Source organism: Shewanella sp. AC91-MNA-CIBAN-0169 (assembly GCF_040310165.1).
Classification (GTDB): domain Bacteria; phylum Pseudomonadota; class Gammaproteobacteria; order Enterobacterales; family Shewanellaceae; genus Shewanella.
Map to the genome: position 1 here is coordinate 81,399 of NZ_JBEOPM010000003.1, position 17,137 is coordinate 98,535.

17 protein-coding genes are annotated in these 17,137 nt (G+C 43.2%); 4 read left to right on the top strand and 13 right to left on the bottom strand.

Annotated elements, in window-relative coordinates:
• Positions 1-67: 67 nt before the first annotated feature.
• Positions 68-334 (bottom strand): hypothetical protein, encoded by a 267-nt coding sequence (locus AAEY98_RS04405; protein WP_351015213.1) that lies wholly within the window; start codon positions 332-334, stop codon positions 68-70.
• A 71-nt stretch (positions 335-405) separates the two neighbouring features.
• Complete coding sequence (locus tag AAEY98_RS04410; protein WP_351015216.1) at positions 406-1,749, bottom strand: MATE family efflux transporter; 1,344 nt, start codon at positions 1,747-1,749, stop codon at positions 406-408.
• A 14-nt stretch (positions 1,750-1,763) separates the two neighbouring features.
• Here AAEY98_RS04410 and AAEY98_RS04415 point away from each other — a divergent pair, with 14 nt between their 5' ends.
• On the top strand, positions 1,764-2,822 hold the full coding sequence (locus AAEY98_RS04415; RefSeq protein WP_350996581.1) for a polysaccharide deacetylase family protein: 1,059 nt from the start codon (positions 1,764-1,766) through the stop codon (positions 2,820-2,822).
• Positions 2,823-2,840: 18 nt separating this feature from the next.
• Here AAEY98_RS04415 and AAEY98_RS04420 read toward each other — a convergent pair whose 3' ends face one another.
• From AAEY98_RS04420 to AAEY98_RS04440, 5 genes are read right to left on the bottom strand one after another with little or no spacing between them, the layout of a single operon-like run.
• On the bottom strand, positions 2,841-3,455 hold the full coding sequence (locus AAEY98_RS04420) for an SCO family protein (protein WP_502959633.1): 615 nt from the start codon (positions 3,453-3,455) through the stop codon (positions 2,841-2,843).
• Between the two features lie 27 nt (positions 3,456-3,482).
• Positions 3,483-4,394 carry a heme o synthase gene (cyoE, locus tag AAEY98_RS04425; RefSeq protein ID WP_101084879.1) on the bottom strand — a complete coding sequence of 304 codons (912 nt, stop codon included), beginning with the start codon at positions 4,392-4,394 and terminating at the stop codon, positions 3,483-3,485.
• A gap of 13 nt (positions 4,395-4,407) precedes the next feature.
• A complete protein-coding gene (locus tag AAEY98_RS04430; protein ID WP_101084880.1) occupies positions 4,408-5,388 on the bottom strand; it encodes a COX15/CtaA family protein in 981 nt (326 codons plus the stop codon).
• Positions 5,388-5,939 (bottom strand): redox-active disulfide-containing membrane protein, encoded by a 552-nt coding sequence (locus tag AAEY98_RS04435; protein WP_162022068.1) that lies wholly within the window; start codon positions 5,937-5,939, stop codon positions 5,388-5,390. Before AAEY98_RS04435 ends, AAEY98_RS04430 begins: the two co-directional genes overlap by 1 nt.
• Positions 5,940-5,995: 56 nt before the next feature.
• On the bottom strand, positions 5,996-6,823 hold the full coding sequence (locus AAEY98_RS04440) for an SURF1 family protein (protein WP_350996585.1): 828 nt from the start codon (positions 6,821-6,823) through the stop codon (positions 5,996-5,998).
• Between AAEY98_RS04440 and AAEY98_RS04445 the strand changes: the two genes are divergently transcribed.
• Positions 6,771-6,989 (top strand): DUF2909 domain-containing protein, encoded by a 219-nt coding sequence (locus AAEY98_RS04445; RefSeq protein ID WP_041412724.1) that lies wholly within the window; start codon positions 6,771-6,773, stop codon positions 6,987-6,989. The two genes, AAEY98_RS04440 and AAEY98_RS04445, sit on opposite strands and share 53 nt — an antisense overlap.
• 16 nt (positions 6,990-7,005) lie before the next feature.
• On the opposite strand, the gene AAEY98_RS04450 is transcribed toward AAEY98_RS04445, so the two are convergent.
• The 6 genes from AAEY98_RS04450 to lexA all read right to left on the bottom strand — a co-directional run bounded on the left by AAEY98_RS04450 (position 7,006) and on the right by lexA (position 13,147).
• Positions 7,006-7,881 (bottom strand): cytochrome c oxidase subunit 3, encoded by an 876-nt coding sequence (locus tag AAEY98_RS04450; RefSeq protein ID WP_162022070.1) that lies wholly within the window; start codon positions 7,879-7,881, stop codon positions 7,006-7,008.
• Positions 7,878-8,441: a cytochrome c oxidase assembly protein gene (locus AAEY98_RS04455; RefSeq protein WP_162022071.1), complete on the bottom strand. Its 564-nt coding sequence runs from the start codon at positions 8,439-8,441 to the stop codon at positions 7,878-7,880. Before AAEY98_RS04455 ends, AAEY98_RS04450 begins: the two co-directional genes overlap by 4 nt.
• Before the next feature lies 1 nt (position 8,442).
• Complete coding sequence (gene ctaD, locus AAEY98_RS04460; protein WP_101084886.1) at positions 8,443-10,038, bottom strand: cytochrome c oxidase subunit I; 1,596 nt, start codon at positions 10,036-10,038, stop codon at positions 8,443-8,445.
• A gap of 9 nt (positions 10,039-10,047) precedes the next feature.
• On the bottom strand, positions 10,048-11,634 hold the full coding sequence (coxB, locus tag AAEY98_RS04465) for a cytochrome c oxidase subunit II (protein ID WP_351015221.1): 1,587 nt from the start codon (positions 11,632-11,634) through the stop codon (positions 10,048-10,050).
• 395 nt (positions 11,635-12,029) lie between these two features.
• On the bottom strand, positions 12,030-12,536 hold the full coding sequence (locus tag AAEY98_RS04470; protein WP_059745868.1) for a cell division inhibitor SulA: 507 nt from the start codon (positions 12,534-12,536) through the stop codon (positions 12,030-12,032).
• Positions 12,533-13,147, bottom strand: a complete 615-nt coding sequence (gene lexA, locus AAEY98_RS04475) for a transcriptional repressor LexA (RefSeq protein WP_059745867.1) — start codon at positions 13,145-13,147, stop codon at positions 12,533-12,535. The genes AAEY98_RS04470 and lexA overlap by 4 nt, the downstream gene beginning before the upstream one ends.
• A gap of 264 nt (positions 13,148-13,411) precedes the next feature.
• On the opposite strand from lexA, the gene plsB reads away from it, so the two are divergent.
• Positions 13,412-15,835 carry a glycerol-3-phosphate 1-O-acyltransferase PlsB gene (gene plsB, locus AAEY98_RS04480; RefSeq protein WP_101085352.1) on the top strand — a complete coding sequence of 808 codons (2,424 nt, stop codon included), beginning with the start codon at positions 13,412-13,414 and terminating at the stop codon, positions 15,833-15,835.
• A complete protein-coding gene (mtr, locus tag AAEY98_RS04485) occupies positions 15,835-17,091 on the top strand; it encodes a tryptophan permease (protein WP_162022074.1) in 1,257 nt (418 codons plus the stop codon). Before plsB ends, mtr begins: the two co-directional genes overlap by 1 nt.
• The last annotated feature ends 46 nt before the right edge of the window (positions 17,092-17,137 follow it).

Below are 17,137 nucleotides of genomic sequence, written 5' to 3' on the forward strand. Positions count from 1 at the left end.
GTGGGAACACCTCGACGGATGGCGGGATATTTAGACTCGATTAAGATGACATCATTATTTGCCCACGTTAACGATAAAATGACAAATTTATGATTGTCAGTTTGTAATGGATAAATATCTTTATTGGTTTGAATATCGCGAATAGTGAGTACTTGGCCTTCAAGCTCATTAGTACTGACTCGTACGAGCGACGCAATTTTTTACCGTCTGGAGATAAGCTAACAAAGCGGACATCTGGGATGCTGGCAAAGGCTTCTATAGGCAGAGGTTTGGCAAATGAGCTAAGCGAAAATAGACATAAACTAATAACAACAAGCCATAAAATCCGTTTCATTAAAGGTCCATGTAATGCGATATAAAAATGTTATTTGGATGTTACATTTTTATATCAAGGTCTTCAATATATTATACGGCCGCCAGTTGATATCTGAGTTTGTAGTAATAGTGCCAGCCAAGAGTCACGCTTCGGCATAGCATGAATATTGACATCGCAGCCCAAAGGCTGTGGTTGCCCCAATCTTGCAATAGGTACCAACTCGGAAAGTAAACGCCAAAGGTCGCAATTATCATGCTGTTTCGCATAATATTCCCGTGCGCTGCACCAATATACACACCATCAAACAGGTAACAGCCAAATGCCAAGATAGGCATAAAAATGAGCCAGATTAAGTAGTTGTTTGCAGCGTTTTGTACCGCTTCAATATTGGTTAATAGCTGAATTATCCATGGTCCTGCCGACCAAAAAAGCAGGCTAAATAACACCGCAACCATTGCCGACCAGCTAAATGCCAATACGACACTGTCATGCAGTAATGTTGGATTTTTTTGACCAAATGCGCGGCCCACTTCGGCTTCAGCATAATAAGCTATACCATCCAACGCATAAGATATCAGCATGAGTAAATTAAGCAGCACTGCGTTAGCGGCAATCGTATTGTCGCCCAAACCGGCACCATAAAAGGTCATAAAACTAAAGGCGGCTTGCAAGCACAAACTGCGGATAAAAATATCACGGTTTAAGGTGAGTAAACGAGCATATCCGCGCCATGATAAATGGGCGATAACTTGGCTTAAATTAAGCCCTCCAGTATGTACTAGCTGGCGTTTGACCATAATCAATGCCACTGAAAAAGCACTGATATCAGCTATAACCGATGCCAATGCAGCGCCTTGGACATTCCATTTAAAGATGATGACAAATACAATATCGAGAATAATATTAGCGCTGTTAGCGATAATTAATTGCCACATGGCTGCTTTCGGCGCTTGGCGTCCGAGTAACCAGCCTAATAACACTAAGTTGACGAGAGCAAAAGGCAGTGACCAGATTCGAATTTCGACGTATTGGCGGCAGTAGAACATCACTTGTTCGCTGGCATCGCTGAGGCTTAATGCTAAATCAAGTATGGGAGAGTGTAATATTACACAAGCTACTCCCAAGGTTAATGCTAGGCTGCAACCTTGTATCAGTAATTGTTGTTGAGTTGAGGTATCATTAGCACCGTAGGCTTGTGCGACTAACCCGGTGGTGGACATGCGTAAAAAGCCGAGTAACCAAATCATTAAGGTGATAATGGTACTGCCTAGTGCTACGCCACCAAGATAGTAAGCTTGTCCAAGATGACCAATCACCGCAGTATCAACTAATCCTAATAGCGGAATGGTGATATTCGACAGTATCATTGGTGTCGCTAAAGCCAATAATTGACGATTTTTTTGGCGGTTTAATAGTAATGCGCTAACTGACATAGGTATGGATAATCATGGTTAAAAAAATAGCTTTATTGTTGGTGTTGTTCAGCTTGAGTGTATTGAATTTTGATGCCAATGCGGTGGTCATTTTACAATATCACCACGTGTCGGAAAATACCCCCAAAAGCACGAGTGTCACGCCAAGTCAGTTTGCTGAACAGATGCAGTACTTGGCTGATAATGATTTTACCGTGATTTCATTAGCTGAAGCTGTTGATTCAATAAAGCATAACACGCCAATAGCCGATAGACGTATTGTGATTACTTTCGATGACGGTTATGACAGCATTATCAACAATGCTGCGCCCATTCTAGCCTCACATCAATTTCCGTACACTGTGTTTATTTCTGTTGCCCCCATCGATGCCGGTTTCAAGGGCATGATGAGTTGGAAAGACATTACTGCCTTATCCGAGCAAGGCGTGACGATTGCCAACCACAGCTGGGGACACGAACATTTAATTCGTCGTCAAGGCAAAGAAACCCAAGCCCAATGGCAAGCCCGTGTCGAAGATAATATCTTATCGACAGAAGCTGAAATATTAAAACGTACTGGCCAAAGTGTAAAAATGTTTGCCTACCCGTATGGTGAATACACTAACAAATTAGAAGCAATTTTGGCGAAACAGGGCTTTGTTGGCTTTGGTCAGCAATCTGGTGCCGCAGGGGAATATGCTTCACTAACGGCATTACCGCGCTTTCCGGTTGCCAATGCTTATGCTGATTTAGCGAGTTTAACGGTTAAGTTTTCCAGTTTACCAATGCCGGTGATTAAGCAGAACATCAGCGATCCATTATTGGTATCAGGTAAGTGGCGACCTAAATTGGAGTTAACTCTTGATACGCAGGATATTTACCCACATCAAGTGATGTGTTTTATTCAAGGCCAAGGACCGAAGAAACCTATTTGGTTAAGTGAAAATCGCTTATCGATTCAAGCATCATCAGATTTAGCTCCAGGGCGTTCACGTTATAACTGTACAGCACCCAGCAAAACTAAAACGGGCTATTATTGGTTCTCACAAGCGTGGATCCGCCCGCAAGATAATGGTCAGTGGCTCGAAGAATAACGACAGTACCGTGAATCACTAACGCCAAGATTGAACGATTTGGCTAAAGTCAGCAATGAGCTCAGCATTAAGAATTTGTGCGAGCTGCCCAGGTTGTGGTTTGGGTTTAAATACTGCTATTTTTTCCCCTCTTGGCGAAACCAACACATACGATGCGCTATGGTCTACTTGGTAATCACTGTCCTCTCCCACCATGGCATACACAAAGCCTAAGTCACGACTAAACGGAAATAAGTCGGTGTGTTCTGCGCTGACCGCTTTAAAGTCTTTATTGAAAAAATTTATGTAATCTAATCGTTTAGCTTGAGTGTCACGTTTAGGGTCTGCTGACACAAACACCACTTGTACATTGCTGGCTATTTTTTGCAGTTGTGGATATGCCGCTGCGAGTTTATTCAGAGTGGTAGGGCATACATCCGGGCAAGCTGTGTAACCAAGAAAGAACAAACTCCATTTACCTTGTAACGTTTGGTTAGTAAACGCATTGCCGTATTGGTCTGCTAATGTAAATGGTGCTAATGGGCGCTGCTGCTCAAATACATAACTGGTCGCCAATGGCATAGGCTCTGTTTGCGTCTGTTGATAAACGACACCACCCACTAGGGCTAATAACATTAGCCCTACCGCGATCATTATTTTCAATATATTTTCCTTTCTAATTTAAGCGTTTACCCAAAAGTAATGGTCAACTAATAATACTATAAACAACACCATTAAATGATAAATTGAGAATTTAAAGACTTGCATAGACAGCTCTGGATAGTCATGAAACTTTAACTGCCACGCTTTATAGATAAAACCACAACTCAATAACGTTGAACCCACCAAATATATTGGACCACACATGCCGACTAAAACGGGTAGCAGGCAGGCAATGGCTAATAAAATGGTGTAAAGCAAAATACAGGTTTTGGTAAATTCTACCCCATGTGTCACCGGTAACATTGGAATATCGACCTTGGCATATTCTTTACGGCGATGAATGGCTAATGCCCAAAAATGCGGTGGAGTCCAAGTGAAGATAATAATAACCAGTAACAAGGCGTAGCCATGCAGTTCATTGGTTATTGCGGTCCAGCCTAATAATGGAGGCATAGCGCCGGCTAATCCACCAATGACAATATTTTGTGAGGTCGCCCGTTTAAGATAGGCGGTATACACCAAGGCATAACCAATTAAACTGGCAAAGGTTAACCAAGCTGTGAGGGGATTAACTAAGGTATATAACACCACAAAGCCGAGTGATCCGAGCGACACCGCAAAGGTTGCCGCTTTAATGCTGGAGATTTTTCCTTTAGGCAGCGGACGATTATAAGTTCGAGCCATCAAACCATCGATTTTACGATCAATTAAGTGATTAAACGCCGCCGCAGAGCCTGCCATCATCGCAATGCCTGCCATTCCCGCAACCAAAGGTTGTAACGGTACAATGCCAGGCACAGATAAACACATGCCGACCAACACTGTAAGCAGCATAAGTGCTACGACTTTGGGTTTGGTCATTTCAAAATAGGCGCGCCATTGTAGAGTTATCTTAGGTTGAACCTGACTAATAGTAAGAGGTTTTGTCATGGTTGATCCTCACTTATGCTTTACGCAACAGGGCGTAATTAATAAAGACTAAGGTAAGCAGCAATAAGGCTGCGCCTCCATTGTGTGATACTGCGATGCCTAAAGGTAAATTCATCACCACATTACTAATACCCAGTCCGACTTGAGCGATGACCAGTAACACTAATAAGTAACCACTGTTACGCATTATATGTGATTGTGCATAGCGTAATTTGAGTGCAAGTACGATTAGCGTTATGGCGGTTACCACTGCCCAAATTCGATGGCTGACATGAATGGTCATGCGGGTGGAATAGTCTAAAACGCCAAATTCAAAACTGGGATGATCGCCTTGGAATGGTGAAAAAGCATCGGCTAAACGTAAATTATCGACCCAATTACCTTCACATATGGGCAGGGTGGTACAGGCAAGCGCGGCGTAATTTGATGAGGTCCAGCCACCGAGTATAATTTGAATGACTAATACACCAAAACTGACTAGTGCTAACGGAATGAGCTTACGCGCATAGGTATCACCTCCGGGGATCCTTAATGGTTTAAGCCGCAGATATAACAGCAGTAACAAGGCGAATAAACTAAAACCGCCTATAAGGTGCGCCATTACTACAACAGGCATTAATTTCATGGTGACAGTCCACATTCCCAATGCGGCTTGAAACACAATGAGTACCGCAATAAAAACGGGCAGTTTTTTGGGTGCTTGCGGCTGTTTAAGGCACATAATTAGAATGGCTAAAACCATTAACCCTAAAGTACCTGCGATATAGCGATGGATCATTTCAAGCCAGGCTTTTTCTGGCTCAATTTGAGCATCAGGAAATCGACTTTCAATATTGGCTAAATCATGGCTTGCACTCGGCACCGCTAAATGGCCGTAACAGCCTGGCCAGTCAGGACAACCTAATCCAGCATCAGACAGACGTGTATAGGCGCCCATTAAAATAACGGCCAAGGTAAACACTAAAGTGAATTTGATTAATCGCTGTATTGCCATTAGCCAACCCTCGACAACTTAAGCATTTTGCGTAAATCAGCAATCATGGCTTTGCCCTGAGCAATATTGGCGTCGTGACCTATTACGTTGTCATATTGCATGACTAAGCTACCGAGAGGGTCGACAATAATAAGCTGTTGATTGGTCAGTAGTGCAGCAAGTGCGTCATTGGCGTTTGCTTGGTCAAATGAGATATTTAATTGCTTGAGAATTTTGGTGTCACTGTGGCTGTTTACTACAATGATTGGGGTCACACGATCCCTATCTTTGCCCAGGGCAATATAGCTTTGGTGTAAAATGTACAGCCGTTCTTGGCATTGCTCATTGCAGGTTTCGGGTAGAAAAAACAGTACTTGCCATGCATGAGGTTTAGGGTTTTCCATGGCTAAGTTGGTGTAGTTTATGTCGGGAGCGATCAGCGCCCCTTTGTTGGTTGCTGCTCCGTTATACAGCTCTAGGCTTAACACTAATTTGGCTAAGGCAACCGGTAAAATAAATACCAGCAGTAAGACCAGTAGTGCTTTATTGCTTTTTTTCGGTAGGGAGTTCATTCCATCTCCTCTTTATCATTTGATATTATTGTTAAGTTAATTATGAACGACGGTGCTTAGCGTCGAAATTGTCGAAATGCTATCCAACTCATTAGTCCTAAAAATACTGCTGCCATGGTGAACCATTGCAAGGCATACCCTTGATGTTTTTGTGCCGACAATGGAATGGGTATCCAAGGTTGAGGCAGGTGATAATTTGGAACATTGTCGGGTTGCAGCACCACAGGCGTCAGCGTATGGCCAAGCATGTCAGTGAGTGCGGGTATATTGATATTTTGAAAACGTACTGGAGCATGAGTATCGGTTAATTGCTCTGCATCGAGTCGGTCACTTAATGGGTTGGGTTGTTTTTGATAAACTCGGCCAACCAGCGTGTAGTAATTTGTTTTTAACGGGGTTAGTTCAGGTAAAATTCGGCGGTCCTTGTTTGCAGGTACAAAGCCTAACTCGACCAATATCCAAGGTTGTTCAGGGGTTATTTCAAAAATTTGATACGCTAAATATCCCACCTGGCCTTGATACACTTGATTGTCTAATAACAGCATCATGTTGTTAATTGGTTTAGCTGATATCGATAGACGGTAACCCGTGAGTAATTTCGTCTCCGGCTGAGAGCTTGTTGATGCTGCTGACAATTCAACTATTGCCAACATTTCCTCATAAGTGACAGCTTGTTGCTGTTGACGCTGAAGTAGTGTGCTTTGCCACTCTTGTTTAAAGGTTGCTCGTGATAACTGCCATAATCCTAACTTGACCAACAAGCTAAACACGACCAAAGTAATGATTACGAATAATACGCGAGACACCCCCACGCTTTTAAAAGGATTGCCTGTGACAACACCTTTCATCGTTAAGTTAGTTTTAGTCTCGTTGCTTGTATTCATATTATTTAACTTAGGTAGGGCCTTATTTATTATGGTTAAGGGCGAGCATCAACAATCAATGAGTCGTTTTCTCGGCCGGCGCGTATTGTTTTCTGTTGTCGTTATAATGGTATTGCTGGTGGCTTTGGGGCTTGGTTACATTCAACCTAACCCCAGACCTTATTAGTCGTTAATACGTGGTTTTATAGTACGTATACGAAAATGAATAAACATAACCACACCACATCAACGAAGTGCCAATACCAACTCCCAGCTTGAAAAGCGAAATGCTTGTCGGGGCTAAAGTGGCCCTTTACAATTCTGAGTAATAAAATAATCAAGAACAGGGTGCCAATCGTTACGTGCATGCCGTGAAAACCGGTTAACAAAAAGAAGGTGTTGCCGTAGACACCAGAAGAGAGCGTAAGTCCCATCTCTTGGTAGGCATGGCTATATTCTTCAACCTGTAAACTGAGAAACGCAATACCCAGAATTACCGTCAACGCTAACCAGATTATCAAAGGTTTACGATTGGCTTTTTCGAGATTGGTATGAGCAAAGTGCAAGGTAACCGACGAGGTTAGCAGTATAATAGTGTTAATTAACGGCAAACCCGTCCATGGCATGGCTTCTGTTGCAGTGCCATCAGGTGTTTTAACCAATGGCCACATAGCTTCAAATGCAGGCCACAACACTTCATGGGTCATGGCATTGTTAGATGCGCCACCAAGCCAAGGTACTGAAATCATTCGGGCATAAAATAGCGCGCCGAAAAATGCCCCAAAAAACATAATCTCTGAAAAAATAAACCAACTCATTCCCTGCCTAAATGAACGATCCATTTGCGGTGAATACAGTCCAGCCATGGATTCATCAATAACGGTCTTAAACCAGCCAAAAATCATAAAGATAATCACGGCCAAGCCGGTTATTAAAATATAACCGCCAGAGGTTTTTTCAGTGGTTAATTGTTGTACATAATTACCTGCGCCAAACGCAATTAAAAATAAACCGATAGCACCGATTATTGGCCAAGCACTTTGGGTTGGCACATAATAAGTTTGATACTTTGTTGTCATTTTGCTGCTCCTTGCTCTATGACGATCGCCTGTCTATCGGTGATGTCATAAAGGGTATAAGAGAGAGTCAATGTGTTAATGGACGCTGGTAAATCAGGGTCCACGTAAAAAATCAGTGGTAGTTCTGCTGTTGCTGCTGCAGCCAAAGGTTGTTGATTAAAGCAAAAACATTCCGTTTTATTGAAGTATGCCGCCCCTTGCCCTGGCGACACCGAAGGTATTGCTTGGCCTACCGTGTCACGTGTCGATAGGTTTTTAACCAAAAATTGTGCGTGAGTGAGCTCCCCAGGATGTACGCTTATTTGGTTAACTTTAGGGCTAAATTCCCATGGCATACCTGATTGAACTTGAGTCACAAATTCAATGGTTACGGTCCGGTTTTTATCAACCACCACCGCTTCATAACTACTGGCGCTATTTTGGGGTTTGCCATTAATCCCCAATGTATCGCAGAGCACGTCATAAAGCGGTACCAGCGCAAAACCAAACCCAAACATACCAATTGACCCGGCAATCAGGATGATTAATAGCTTACGATTTGATTTTGTTGGCTGTGTCATCTCATTTAATCTCCGGTGGAGTGGTAAACGAGTGATATGGCGCAGGGCTGGCAATCGACCATTCCAAGCCTTCGGCTGCTTCCCAAGGATTATCTCCAGCGGGTTTGCCACCCTTGATACATTTGAGAACTACAACAAGGAAAATTAGCTGAGATAAACCAAATGCAAAGCCACCAATCGACACAATTTGATTCACATCGGCAAACTGTACCGCGTAGTCGGGGACCCGGCGCGGCATACCCGCTAAGCCTAGAAAGTGCATTGGGAAAAACAACACGTTGACGGATATTACCGAACACCAAAAGTGCCACTTACCTAAAGTTTCGTTATACATATGGCCGGTCCATTTAGGCAGCCAATAGTAAGCCGCCGCCATAATGGAGAATATCGCCCCAGTCACCAGTACATAATGGAAGTGAGCCACGACAAAGTAAGTGTCGTGGTATTGGAAATCAGCAGGGGTAATTGCCAACATCAAGCCCGAAAAGCCACCAATGGTAAACAGGATGATAAATGCCACTGCAAACAGCATTGGAGTTTCAAATGTCATTGAACCGCGCCACATAGTGGCGACCCAATTAAACACTTTCACCCCGGTTGGAATGGCAATCAACATGGTGCAATACATGAAAAATAATTCGGCAAAAACGGGCATACCCGTGGTAAACATGTGATGTGCCCATACCAAAAATGACAGAATGGCAATACTGGCAGTGGCGTAAACCATCGAGGAGTAACCAAACAGCTTTTTACGGCTAAAGGTTGGTACTATCGCGGAGATAATACCGAAGGACGGTAAAATCATGATGTAAACTTCAGGATGACCAAAGAACCAGAAAATATGCTGGAACATCACCGGATCGCCACCACCTGCAGCATCAAAAAAGCTAGTACCAAAAAACTTATCGGTTAATACCATGGTGACCGCACCTGCGAGCACCGGCATTACCGCAATCAGTAAAAATGCGGTAATGAGCCAAGTCCACACAAACAAAGGTAACTTCATCCAGGTCATGCCAGGAGCTCGCAAGTTTACAATGGTTACAATGACGTTAATTGCGCCCATTATCGAACTTATTCCCATTATGTGAATGGAGAAAACAAATAGGGCGGTACTGTCAGGACTATAGGTGGTTGAGAGCGGAGCATAGAATGTCCAGCCAAAGTTAGGGCCGCCGCCTTCCATAAAGAGTGAACCTAATAAAATGGTAAAGGCGAAGGGTAAAATCCAAAAACTCCAGTTGTTCATTCGCGGTAGTGCCATATCTGGGGCACCAATCATCATTGGAATTAACCAGTTTGCTAACCCGGTAAAAGCGGGCATCACCGCCCCAAACACCATGATGAGGCCATGAACTGTGGTCATCTGATTAAAAAAGTTAGGTTCTACTAGCTGTAATCCAGGCTGAAATAATTCAGCTCGAATCACCATTGCCATCGCACCGCCAGTAAGAAACATAATGAAACTAAACCATAAATACAGCGAGCCGATATCTTTATGGTTAGTGGTGAGTAGCCAGCGCATTAGCCCCTTCGGAGCGCCGTGATGATGATCATCATGAGCGGTAGCCAGTGTATCGTGCGTTGTTGTGCTCATTGTTTTCCCCTACTGTCCATGGCTAGCGACATCGGCAGGTTGCACCGCTTCGCCAGAATTATTGCCCCACGCATTGCGCTCATAAGTAATCACAGCCGCCATCTTTTGCGGGCTAAGTTGACTACTAAATGCCTGCATTGCGGTACCTGGTTTTCCGTGCATAACGATATCGATATGTCCGCTAACCGGTCCAGTAACAACAGGGCTGCCAATAAGTGAAGGGAAAGCGCCTGGTAAACCAGCGCCAGTGGCTTGGTGACATGCAGCACATGTCGTAGCATAAACCTGCTCACCTTCAGCAATTAATTGCTCCAAGGTTAACGTGGGCAGATCCTCTGGTACAACAGCTTCTGCTACGGCTTCGACAGCTTGATTGGCTTTGTCGGTAACCGCATCGGTAATGTCAGTTGTCTTGGCTGCAATAGTACTTGCTGCATCGGTTACTGCTTTACTTGGTTCGGTGCTTGCCTCGTTACTGCCTAAAAAGTTGCCTATATCAGCAGCTTGAACTACATCACCGCTATTATTGCCCCACGCATTACGCTCAAAGGTAATTACTGCGGCAATTTCTAGGGCGCTAAGTTGCTTTGCAAAGGCTTGCATTGCAGTACCTGGTTTACCGTTTAAGACGATATTCAGATGATCGTTAACAGGGCCTTTTATGATAGGGCTGCCAATTAATGATGGGAATACACCAGGAAGACCCGCACCATTGGGTTGATGACAAGCAGCGCACCTAGCAATATAGATTTGCTCACCTTGTGAGGTTAGCTCCTCAATAGACAAGGTTTGAGACATTGACGCCTCAGCAGCTGCGGCCGCATTGCTTGCTAGTTGTTTTTGTTCCACTAACCAATTATCAAAATCTGCTTCCGATAATGCTTGCACCACAATCGGCATGAAACCATGGTCTTTACCGCATAGCTCGGCACATTGGCCGCGATAAATACCGGGTTTATCTATGCGGGTCCAGGCTTCGTTGATAAAGCCTGGATTGGCATCTTTTTTAACGGCAAACGCGGGCACCCACCATGAATGGATAACATCATCTGATGTCATCAAGAAGCGCACTTTTTGGTTAATAGGCAGTACTAATGGCTTATCGACTTCAAGGAGGTAATGCTCGCCTTTGGCCTCACTGCCATCAATTTGTGCTCTGGGAGTGGATAATGTGCTGTAAAATTCGATGTCTTTATCAAAATAGCTGTAATGCCACTTCCACTGCGACCCGGTAATTTTTATGGTGAGATCAGCATCACTGGGATCTTCCATAGCAATCAAGGTTTTGGTGGCTGGAATAGCCATGCCGATTAAGATGATGAAAGGGATGACGGTCCAAGCAATTTCCACTTTGGTACTTTCGTGAAAATTGGCCGCGACAGCGCCTTTTGATTTGCGGTGATAAATCATTGAGTAAATCATGATCCCAAACACCACTAACCCAATTGCACAACAGATGTAAAGAATCGTCATGTGGAGGTCATAAACCTTGCCACTGATATCTGTCACGCCTTGAGTCATGTTGAGGGGCATTTCTGATGCCCCAAGCGGAAGTGCTACAAACACCACCAGTAAACAATACAACCATTGCTTCACAAGACTACTCCTCTGCTAATTGCAAATAGCAACTACAAAGAAGAGTCACACAGTAATTCTCTGCTCTATGCAAACTCTTCGGTTCCCGAAAAAAGTTTGATGACCTCAAAGTACTTTGGTGGCTGTAAACATACGGTCTACGGTTTTATTGTTAGCTGTGCACCACGCTTGTACCTACTACTGAACTTATCAATTTTGATTTGGCTCATTTGTCTGAAAGTAATCTTGATTACTGCCATTCACGTCCAATTAAAGATAAAAAATGTTTCATCCTTGTTAACCACATTACTTGTAGATTAAACATTGATCAAGATCACTTTGTTGGCTAATAGGCTGAAAAAAGATGAAAAAAAACCCTGAATTCAATACAGGGCTTGGTAATGAAGGGTTCGTGCTTAGTGAAATGAGCAAAAATTACTTGTTCCATTTGTTAAAGTAGGGCTAACAAGTTGATGTTTGTGAGGTAAGTGAGCATTCACATCTTCAATTACCACCCCTAATGCACGTGCACTTTTGGCGACAATTTCTAAACGGCGACTATCGCGAGCATCAAGTGAGCTTGTCCAAGTTACTACTGCGCTCGATGTACCGCTAGTGAGCGCTTTCTCCATGGCCCATAATGTTTCGACTTCATCTTTGGTGTGCACCAGTAAAATGCGATCCATTCTTACACCAGCACTTGCCAGCATATGTTTATAGCCAATATGGGGCGGGCTAATTAATACAATCCATCTGCCTTGCTGGCTCAATATTGCCAACTGGCTGCACAATTGGCTCAGTTCAGCTTCACCTTGGGTGACAGTTTGTAATGTTTGAATGGTTTGGGTGCCATGCAGTTCTGTTTCAGTTAAATCTACCCATAAGCCCGGGTGGCGTGGCGCGATGCCCATTAGTTTGTTCATAACCAATCTCCATTACGGATAACGCCAACGGCAAGCCCTTCGATGGTTAGGCTTTGGCAACTTAAATCTACTTTTATCGGATTGTAATCTTCATTTTCGGCATGCAGATAAATCACATTACCTTTTTGTTCAAATCGTTTTACGGTGACGTCATCATCAACACGTGCCACAACAACCTGGCCATTACGTGCTTGCTGCATTTTATGTACAGCGAGTAAGTCACCTTCTAAAATGCCAATGTTTTTCATGCTGTCACCACGCACTCGCAATAAAAAATCTGCGGCGGGCTTAAACATGTTTGGATCGACTTGATAGTATTGTTCTACATGCTCTTGGGCCAAAATAGGTTCACCAGCAGCAACCTGTCCAATGAGTGGCAGACCGGTTTCAACCTGTTCTTCATGAGGTAAACGAATGCCTCTTGAGGTACCAGGCATGATCTCGATAAAGCCTTTTTTGGCTAATGCTTTTAAATGCTCTTCGGCGGCATTAGCACTTTTAAAGCCAAGACGATTCGCAATTTCAGCACGAGTGGGTGGCATACCTGTTTCGGCGATATTGTTTTTAATTAAGTCTAAAATTTCTGCTTGGCGCGGCGTTAACGGTCTCATGATGATTCCTGTCTTTTTATACAGTGACTGTCATTATATACAGTGTTTGTGTTCGCGCAAGTATTAACCAACTATTTTTTGTATTTTGTTGATTAAGTATCACTCAACAATATGTTTTAATTAACTATTACTAATGTTCTGTCTTATGTTATTTCTGATAGTGAGAGCTTAAACGTAAAGATAGATCGGTCTGATAGTGTAAGCAGGGTGGTTTCTGGTATCCTATACGACAATATTACAGTGGCTTATGTTGCGAAAATAACCATGTCAAAACCAGATTCAATATTTTTACGAGCATTAAGGTGGATTCAAAAGTGGATGGTACAGACCATTGTGGTCCCTCACGATCCTTTTGATGACCTCAATATAGATCCAACTAAACCTTTGGTTTATTTAATGAAAACGGAATCTATTAGCGATATTGCCGCGTTGAGCGAAATCACCGAGGGCTTTGGTCTGCCCAGTCCTTATGAGCCATTACAGCTTGATGGCTTAACCGTGCCTCGTGTGGTCTGTTTAGAGGGCCGCAAACCACTATTTGGTAAACGTGAAAGTGGTGACAAATTCCTTAATTATTTTACCAGTTTATTGTCACTTCATAGCGAGAGCCCTGAATTAGATATACAGTTGGTTCCTGTTTGCCTTTATTGGGGACGTACCCCAGGTAAAGAAGAAGACAGCATGAAAGCTGCTGTATTTGAACGTGAAAACCCTACGTGGTTACGTAAATGGTTAATGATTTTATTTTTAGGACGCCATAATTTCGTCCAGTTTTCTAATGCATTATCGCTTCGTCATATGGCCGATGAACATGGTACTGATAAAAGAATTGCTCACAAATTAACCCGAGTCGCCCGTGTGCATTTCCGCCGTCAACGCAAAGTGATGACGGGGCCACAATTACCGAATCGACAAGCGTTGTTTGCCTCTTTATTAAAATCAGAATCTATCAAAAAAGCCATTGAAGAAGAGTCTGCAAATAAGAAAGTAACAGTCGAGAAAGCGCGTGAAACCGCCATTGAATACCTTGATGAAATTGCCGCCGACTATTCTGATAGTTTGGTGCGTATTGCCGAACGTTTCCTGACTTGGTTATGGAACAAATTATACAGTGGCATCAATATCAAAGGTGCCGAGCAAGTAAGACAGTTACATCATGATGGTCATGAAATTGTTTACGTTCCTTGCCATCGTAGCCATATGGATTACTTGCTACTGTCGTATATTTTGTATTATCAGGGCATGGTTCCGCCGCACATTGCTGCCGGTATTAACCTTAATTTTTGGCCAGCAGGGCCGATGTTCCGCCGTGGTGGGGCATTCTTTATCCGTCGTAGTTTTAATGGTAATAAACTTTATACCGCAGTATTTCGTGAATATTTAGATCAGTTATTTGCTAAGGGTTATGCGGTCGAGTATTTCACTGAAGGAGGTCGTTCGCGTACAGGACGTTTGCTAGCGCCTAAAACCGGTATGTTGGCTATGACAATTAACAGTGTGCTACGTGGGATAGAGCGCCCAGTAACCTTAGTACCCGTGTATTTAGGTTATGACCATGTGATGGAAGTGGCGACGTACCACAAAGAATTAAGCGGTAAGAAAAAGAAAAAAGAATCTGTATGGCAGGTATTTGGTGCTATTCGTAAGTTAGGCAATTTTGGCCAAGGTTATGTGAATTTTGGTGAGCCGATTAATTTACAACAGTTCTTAAATCAGCAGGCGCCAGAGTGGCGTGATGAGCTAGCTAAAGATCCTGACCAGAAACCATCTTGGTTTACGCCCTCAGTTAATTTGTTAGCTAACCGCGTAATGACTAATATCAATGGAGCGGCCGCAGCCAGTTCAGTAACATTGACTAGTTTAGTGTTATTAGCGTCAGAGCAAAATGCGTTAGAAAGAAGCCAGTTAGAACGTCAGCTTGATTTGTATTTAGCCTTACTTAAAACAGTGCCTTATACCGATTACACCTCTGTGGCCGAAGGTAATGGCAAGTCAATTATTGATCACTGTCTGTCGTTAAATAAGTTTGTTAGTACCAAAGACCTTATTGGTGAAATTATTTCAGTTGATGAAAAAATTGCCATCACCATGAGTTATTACCGTAATAATATTATTCATTTGATGGCGTTGCCGTCATTAATTGCCAGTTGTTTAGTGCATTATGACGTGTGCGATCGCCAGCGAATTCATGGCATTGTAATGGACTTTTATCCATTACTTAAAGCTGAGCTATTTATGAGCATTGATGATGTGCCTCAACATGTGGATAGCATTTTAGATTTCATGGTTGAACAAGGTTTACTGACCGGTAGCGATCAGTTTGAGATAACGCCTCGTCATATTACCCAAGTGTTACTGCTTGCTGAAACTATCAGTGAAACGTTGCAACGTTATGCGATTATCTTCAATTTACTCGCAATAAAACCTGATCTTGAGCGCTCAGAACTGGAACGCGATAGCCATTTGTTAGCCCAACGATTAGGCGCGCTGCATGGCATTACCGCACCAGAATTTTATGACAAAAAATTATATAATACCCTGAGTGTGAAACTGAAAGAATTGGGTTATTTATGCAGCGACGAACATCGTGCTGAAGTGATCAGAATTCGTGATAACGCTAATAAATTACTCAGCTCTTTAGTAAGACAAACCATTGTTGATAGTGTGGAAGCGGAGCACGGACAATAATGGCTAATCATATGAATGCTGCCAAGCATCGTACCAGCGGTAAATCTGTATTGGGTGGGGCGATGATTATTGCCGGAACCACTGTGGGTGCGGGCATGTTTTCGTTACCCGTTGTTGGTGCTGGAATGTGGTTTGGCTATTCTATCGCGATGTTGCTCGGCGTTTGGTTTTGCATGCTAATGTCGGGTTTATTGTTATTAGAAGCCAATTTGCATTTTGAACCAGGCGACAGTTTTGACACCTTAACTCGGGTGACTCTTGGGCAGTTCTGGCGGGTGATTAACGGCGTTTCGATTGCGTTTGTGTTATATATTTTAACCTATGCTTATATCAGTGGTGGTGGTTCGATTGTGAATCACAGTCTGTCTGCATTGGGCGTGAGCCTACCCCAGAGTGTGGCCGGATTGGTGTTTGCGGTAGTCTTGGCTTTGGTGGTATTTATTAGTACTAAAGCGGTCGACCGTATCACCACAATCATGCTTGGTGGCATGGTGATTACTTTCTTTTTGGCTATCGGTAACTTACTAATCGACATTGATACCATAAAGCTAGTATCGCCTGATGGTGAATCGCGTTACCTGCCTTATTTACTTGCCGCTATCCCTTTTGGATTGGCCAGTTTTGGTTATCACGGTAATGTGCCAAGTTTAGTCAAATATTATGGTAAAGATGCCAAAACCATCGTTAAGGCGATTATTACCGGAACCACTATCGCATTGGTGATTTATATATGTTGGTTAGTGGCAACGATGGGTAATATTCAACGAAGCCAGTTTGCCGATATTATTGCTCAAGGTGGCAATATAGGTGTGTTAGTGGGTGCGTTGTCTGGGGTTATTGCCAGCCAATGGCTGGATAACATGTTAACCCTATTTGCTAATCTTGCCGTCGCCTCATCATTTTTAGGTGTGACACTAGGCTTGTTCGATTACCTTGCTGATTTATTTGGGTTTGACGACTCGCGATCAGGACGAATTAAAACGGCAACGGTCACGTTTGTGCCACCAACAATCCTTGGTTTGTTATTTCCGAATGGATTTATTTTAGCGATTGGTTTTGCTGCGCTAGCTGCCACTATTTGGGCTGTTATTGTACCAGCGTTATTAGCCTATAAAGTAAGACAACAATATCCTGACTCAAAGGGATTTAAAGTCCCTGGTGGAACCCCGTTAATTGCTATTGTGGTGTTGTTTGGAGTTATCACTGCCACATGTCATTTGCTGGCCATGGCCGATATATTGCCGGTGTTTAAATAGACGCACAAATTCCGGTGAAACAACTTTTAGCCAAAAAGCCTTCGTT

Coding starts and splice junctions, on each gene's coding strand:
- AAEY98_RS04405 (WP_351015213.1), bottom strand. CDS start 334: ATGAAACGGATTTTATGGCTTGTTGTTATTAGTTTATGTCTATTTTCG.
- AAEY98_RS04410 (WP_351015216.1), bottom strand. CDS start 1,749: ATGTCAGTTAGCGCATTACTATTAAACCGCCAAAAAAATCGTCAATTA.
- AAEY98_RS04415 (WP_350996581.1), top strand. CDS start 1,764: ATGGTTAAAAAAATAGCTTTATTGTTGGTGTTGTTCAGCTTGAGTGTA.
- AAEY98_RS04420 (WP_502959633.1), bottom strand. CDS start 3,455: ATGATCGCGGTAGGGCTAATGTTATTAGCCCTAGTGGGTGGTGTCGTT.
- cyoE (WP_101084879.1), bottom strand. CDS start 4,394: ATGACAAAACCTCTTACTATTAGTCAGGTTCAACCTAAGATAACTCTA.
- AAEY98_RS04430 (WP_101084880.1), bottom strand. CDS start 5,388: ATGGCAATACAGCGATTAATCAAATTCACTTTAGTGTTTACCTTGGCC.
- AAEY98_RS04435 (WP_162022068.1), bottom strand. CDS start 5,939: ATGAACTCCCTACCGAAAAAAAGCAATAAAGCACTACTGGTCTTACTG.
- AAEY98_RS04440 (WP_350996585.1), bottom strand. CDS start 6,823: ATGAATACAAGCAACGAGACTAAAACTAACTTAACGATGAAAGGTGTT.
- AAEY98_RS04450 (WP_162022070.1), bottom strand. CDS start 7,881: ATGACAACAAAGTATCAAACTTATTATGTGCCAACCCAAAGTGCTTGG.
- AAEY98_RS04455 (WP_162022071.1), bottom strand. CDS start 8,441: ATGACACAGCCAACAAAATCAAATCGTAAGCTATTAATCATCCTGATT.
- ctaD (WP_101084886.1), bottom strand. CDS start 10,038: ATGAGCACAACAACGCACGATACACTGGCTACCGCTCATGATGATCAT.
- AAEY98_RS04470 (WP_059745868.1), bottom strand. CDS start 12,536: ATGAACAAACTAATGGGCATCGCGCCACGCCACCCGGGCTTATGGGTA.
- lexA (WP_059745867.1), bottom strand. CDS start 13,147: ATGAGACCGTTAACGCCGCGCCAAGCAGAAATTTTAGACTTAATTAAA.
- plsB (WP_101085352.1), top strand. CDS start 13,412: ATGTCAAAACCAGATTCAATATTTTTACGAGCATTAAGGTGGATTCAA.
- mtr (WP_162022074.1), top strand. CDS start 15,835: ATGGCTAATCATATGAATGCTGCCAAGCATCGTACCAGCGGTAAATCT.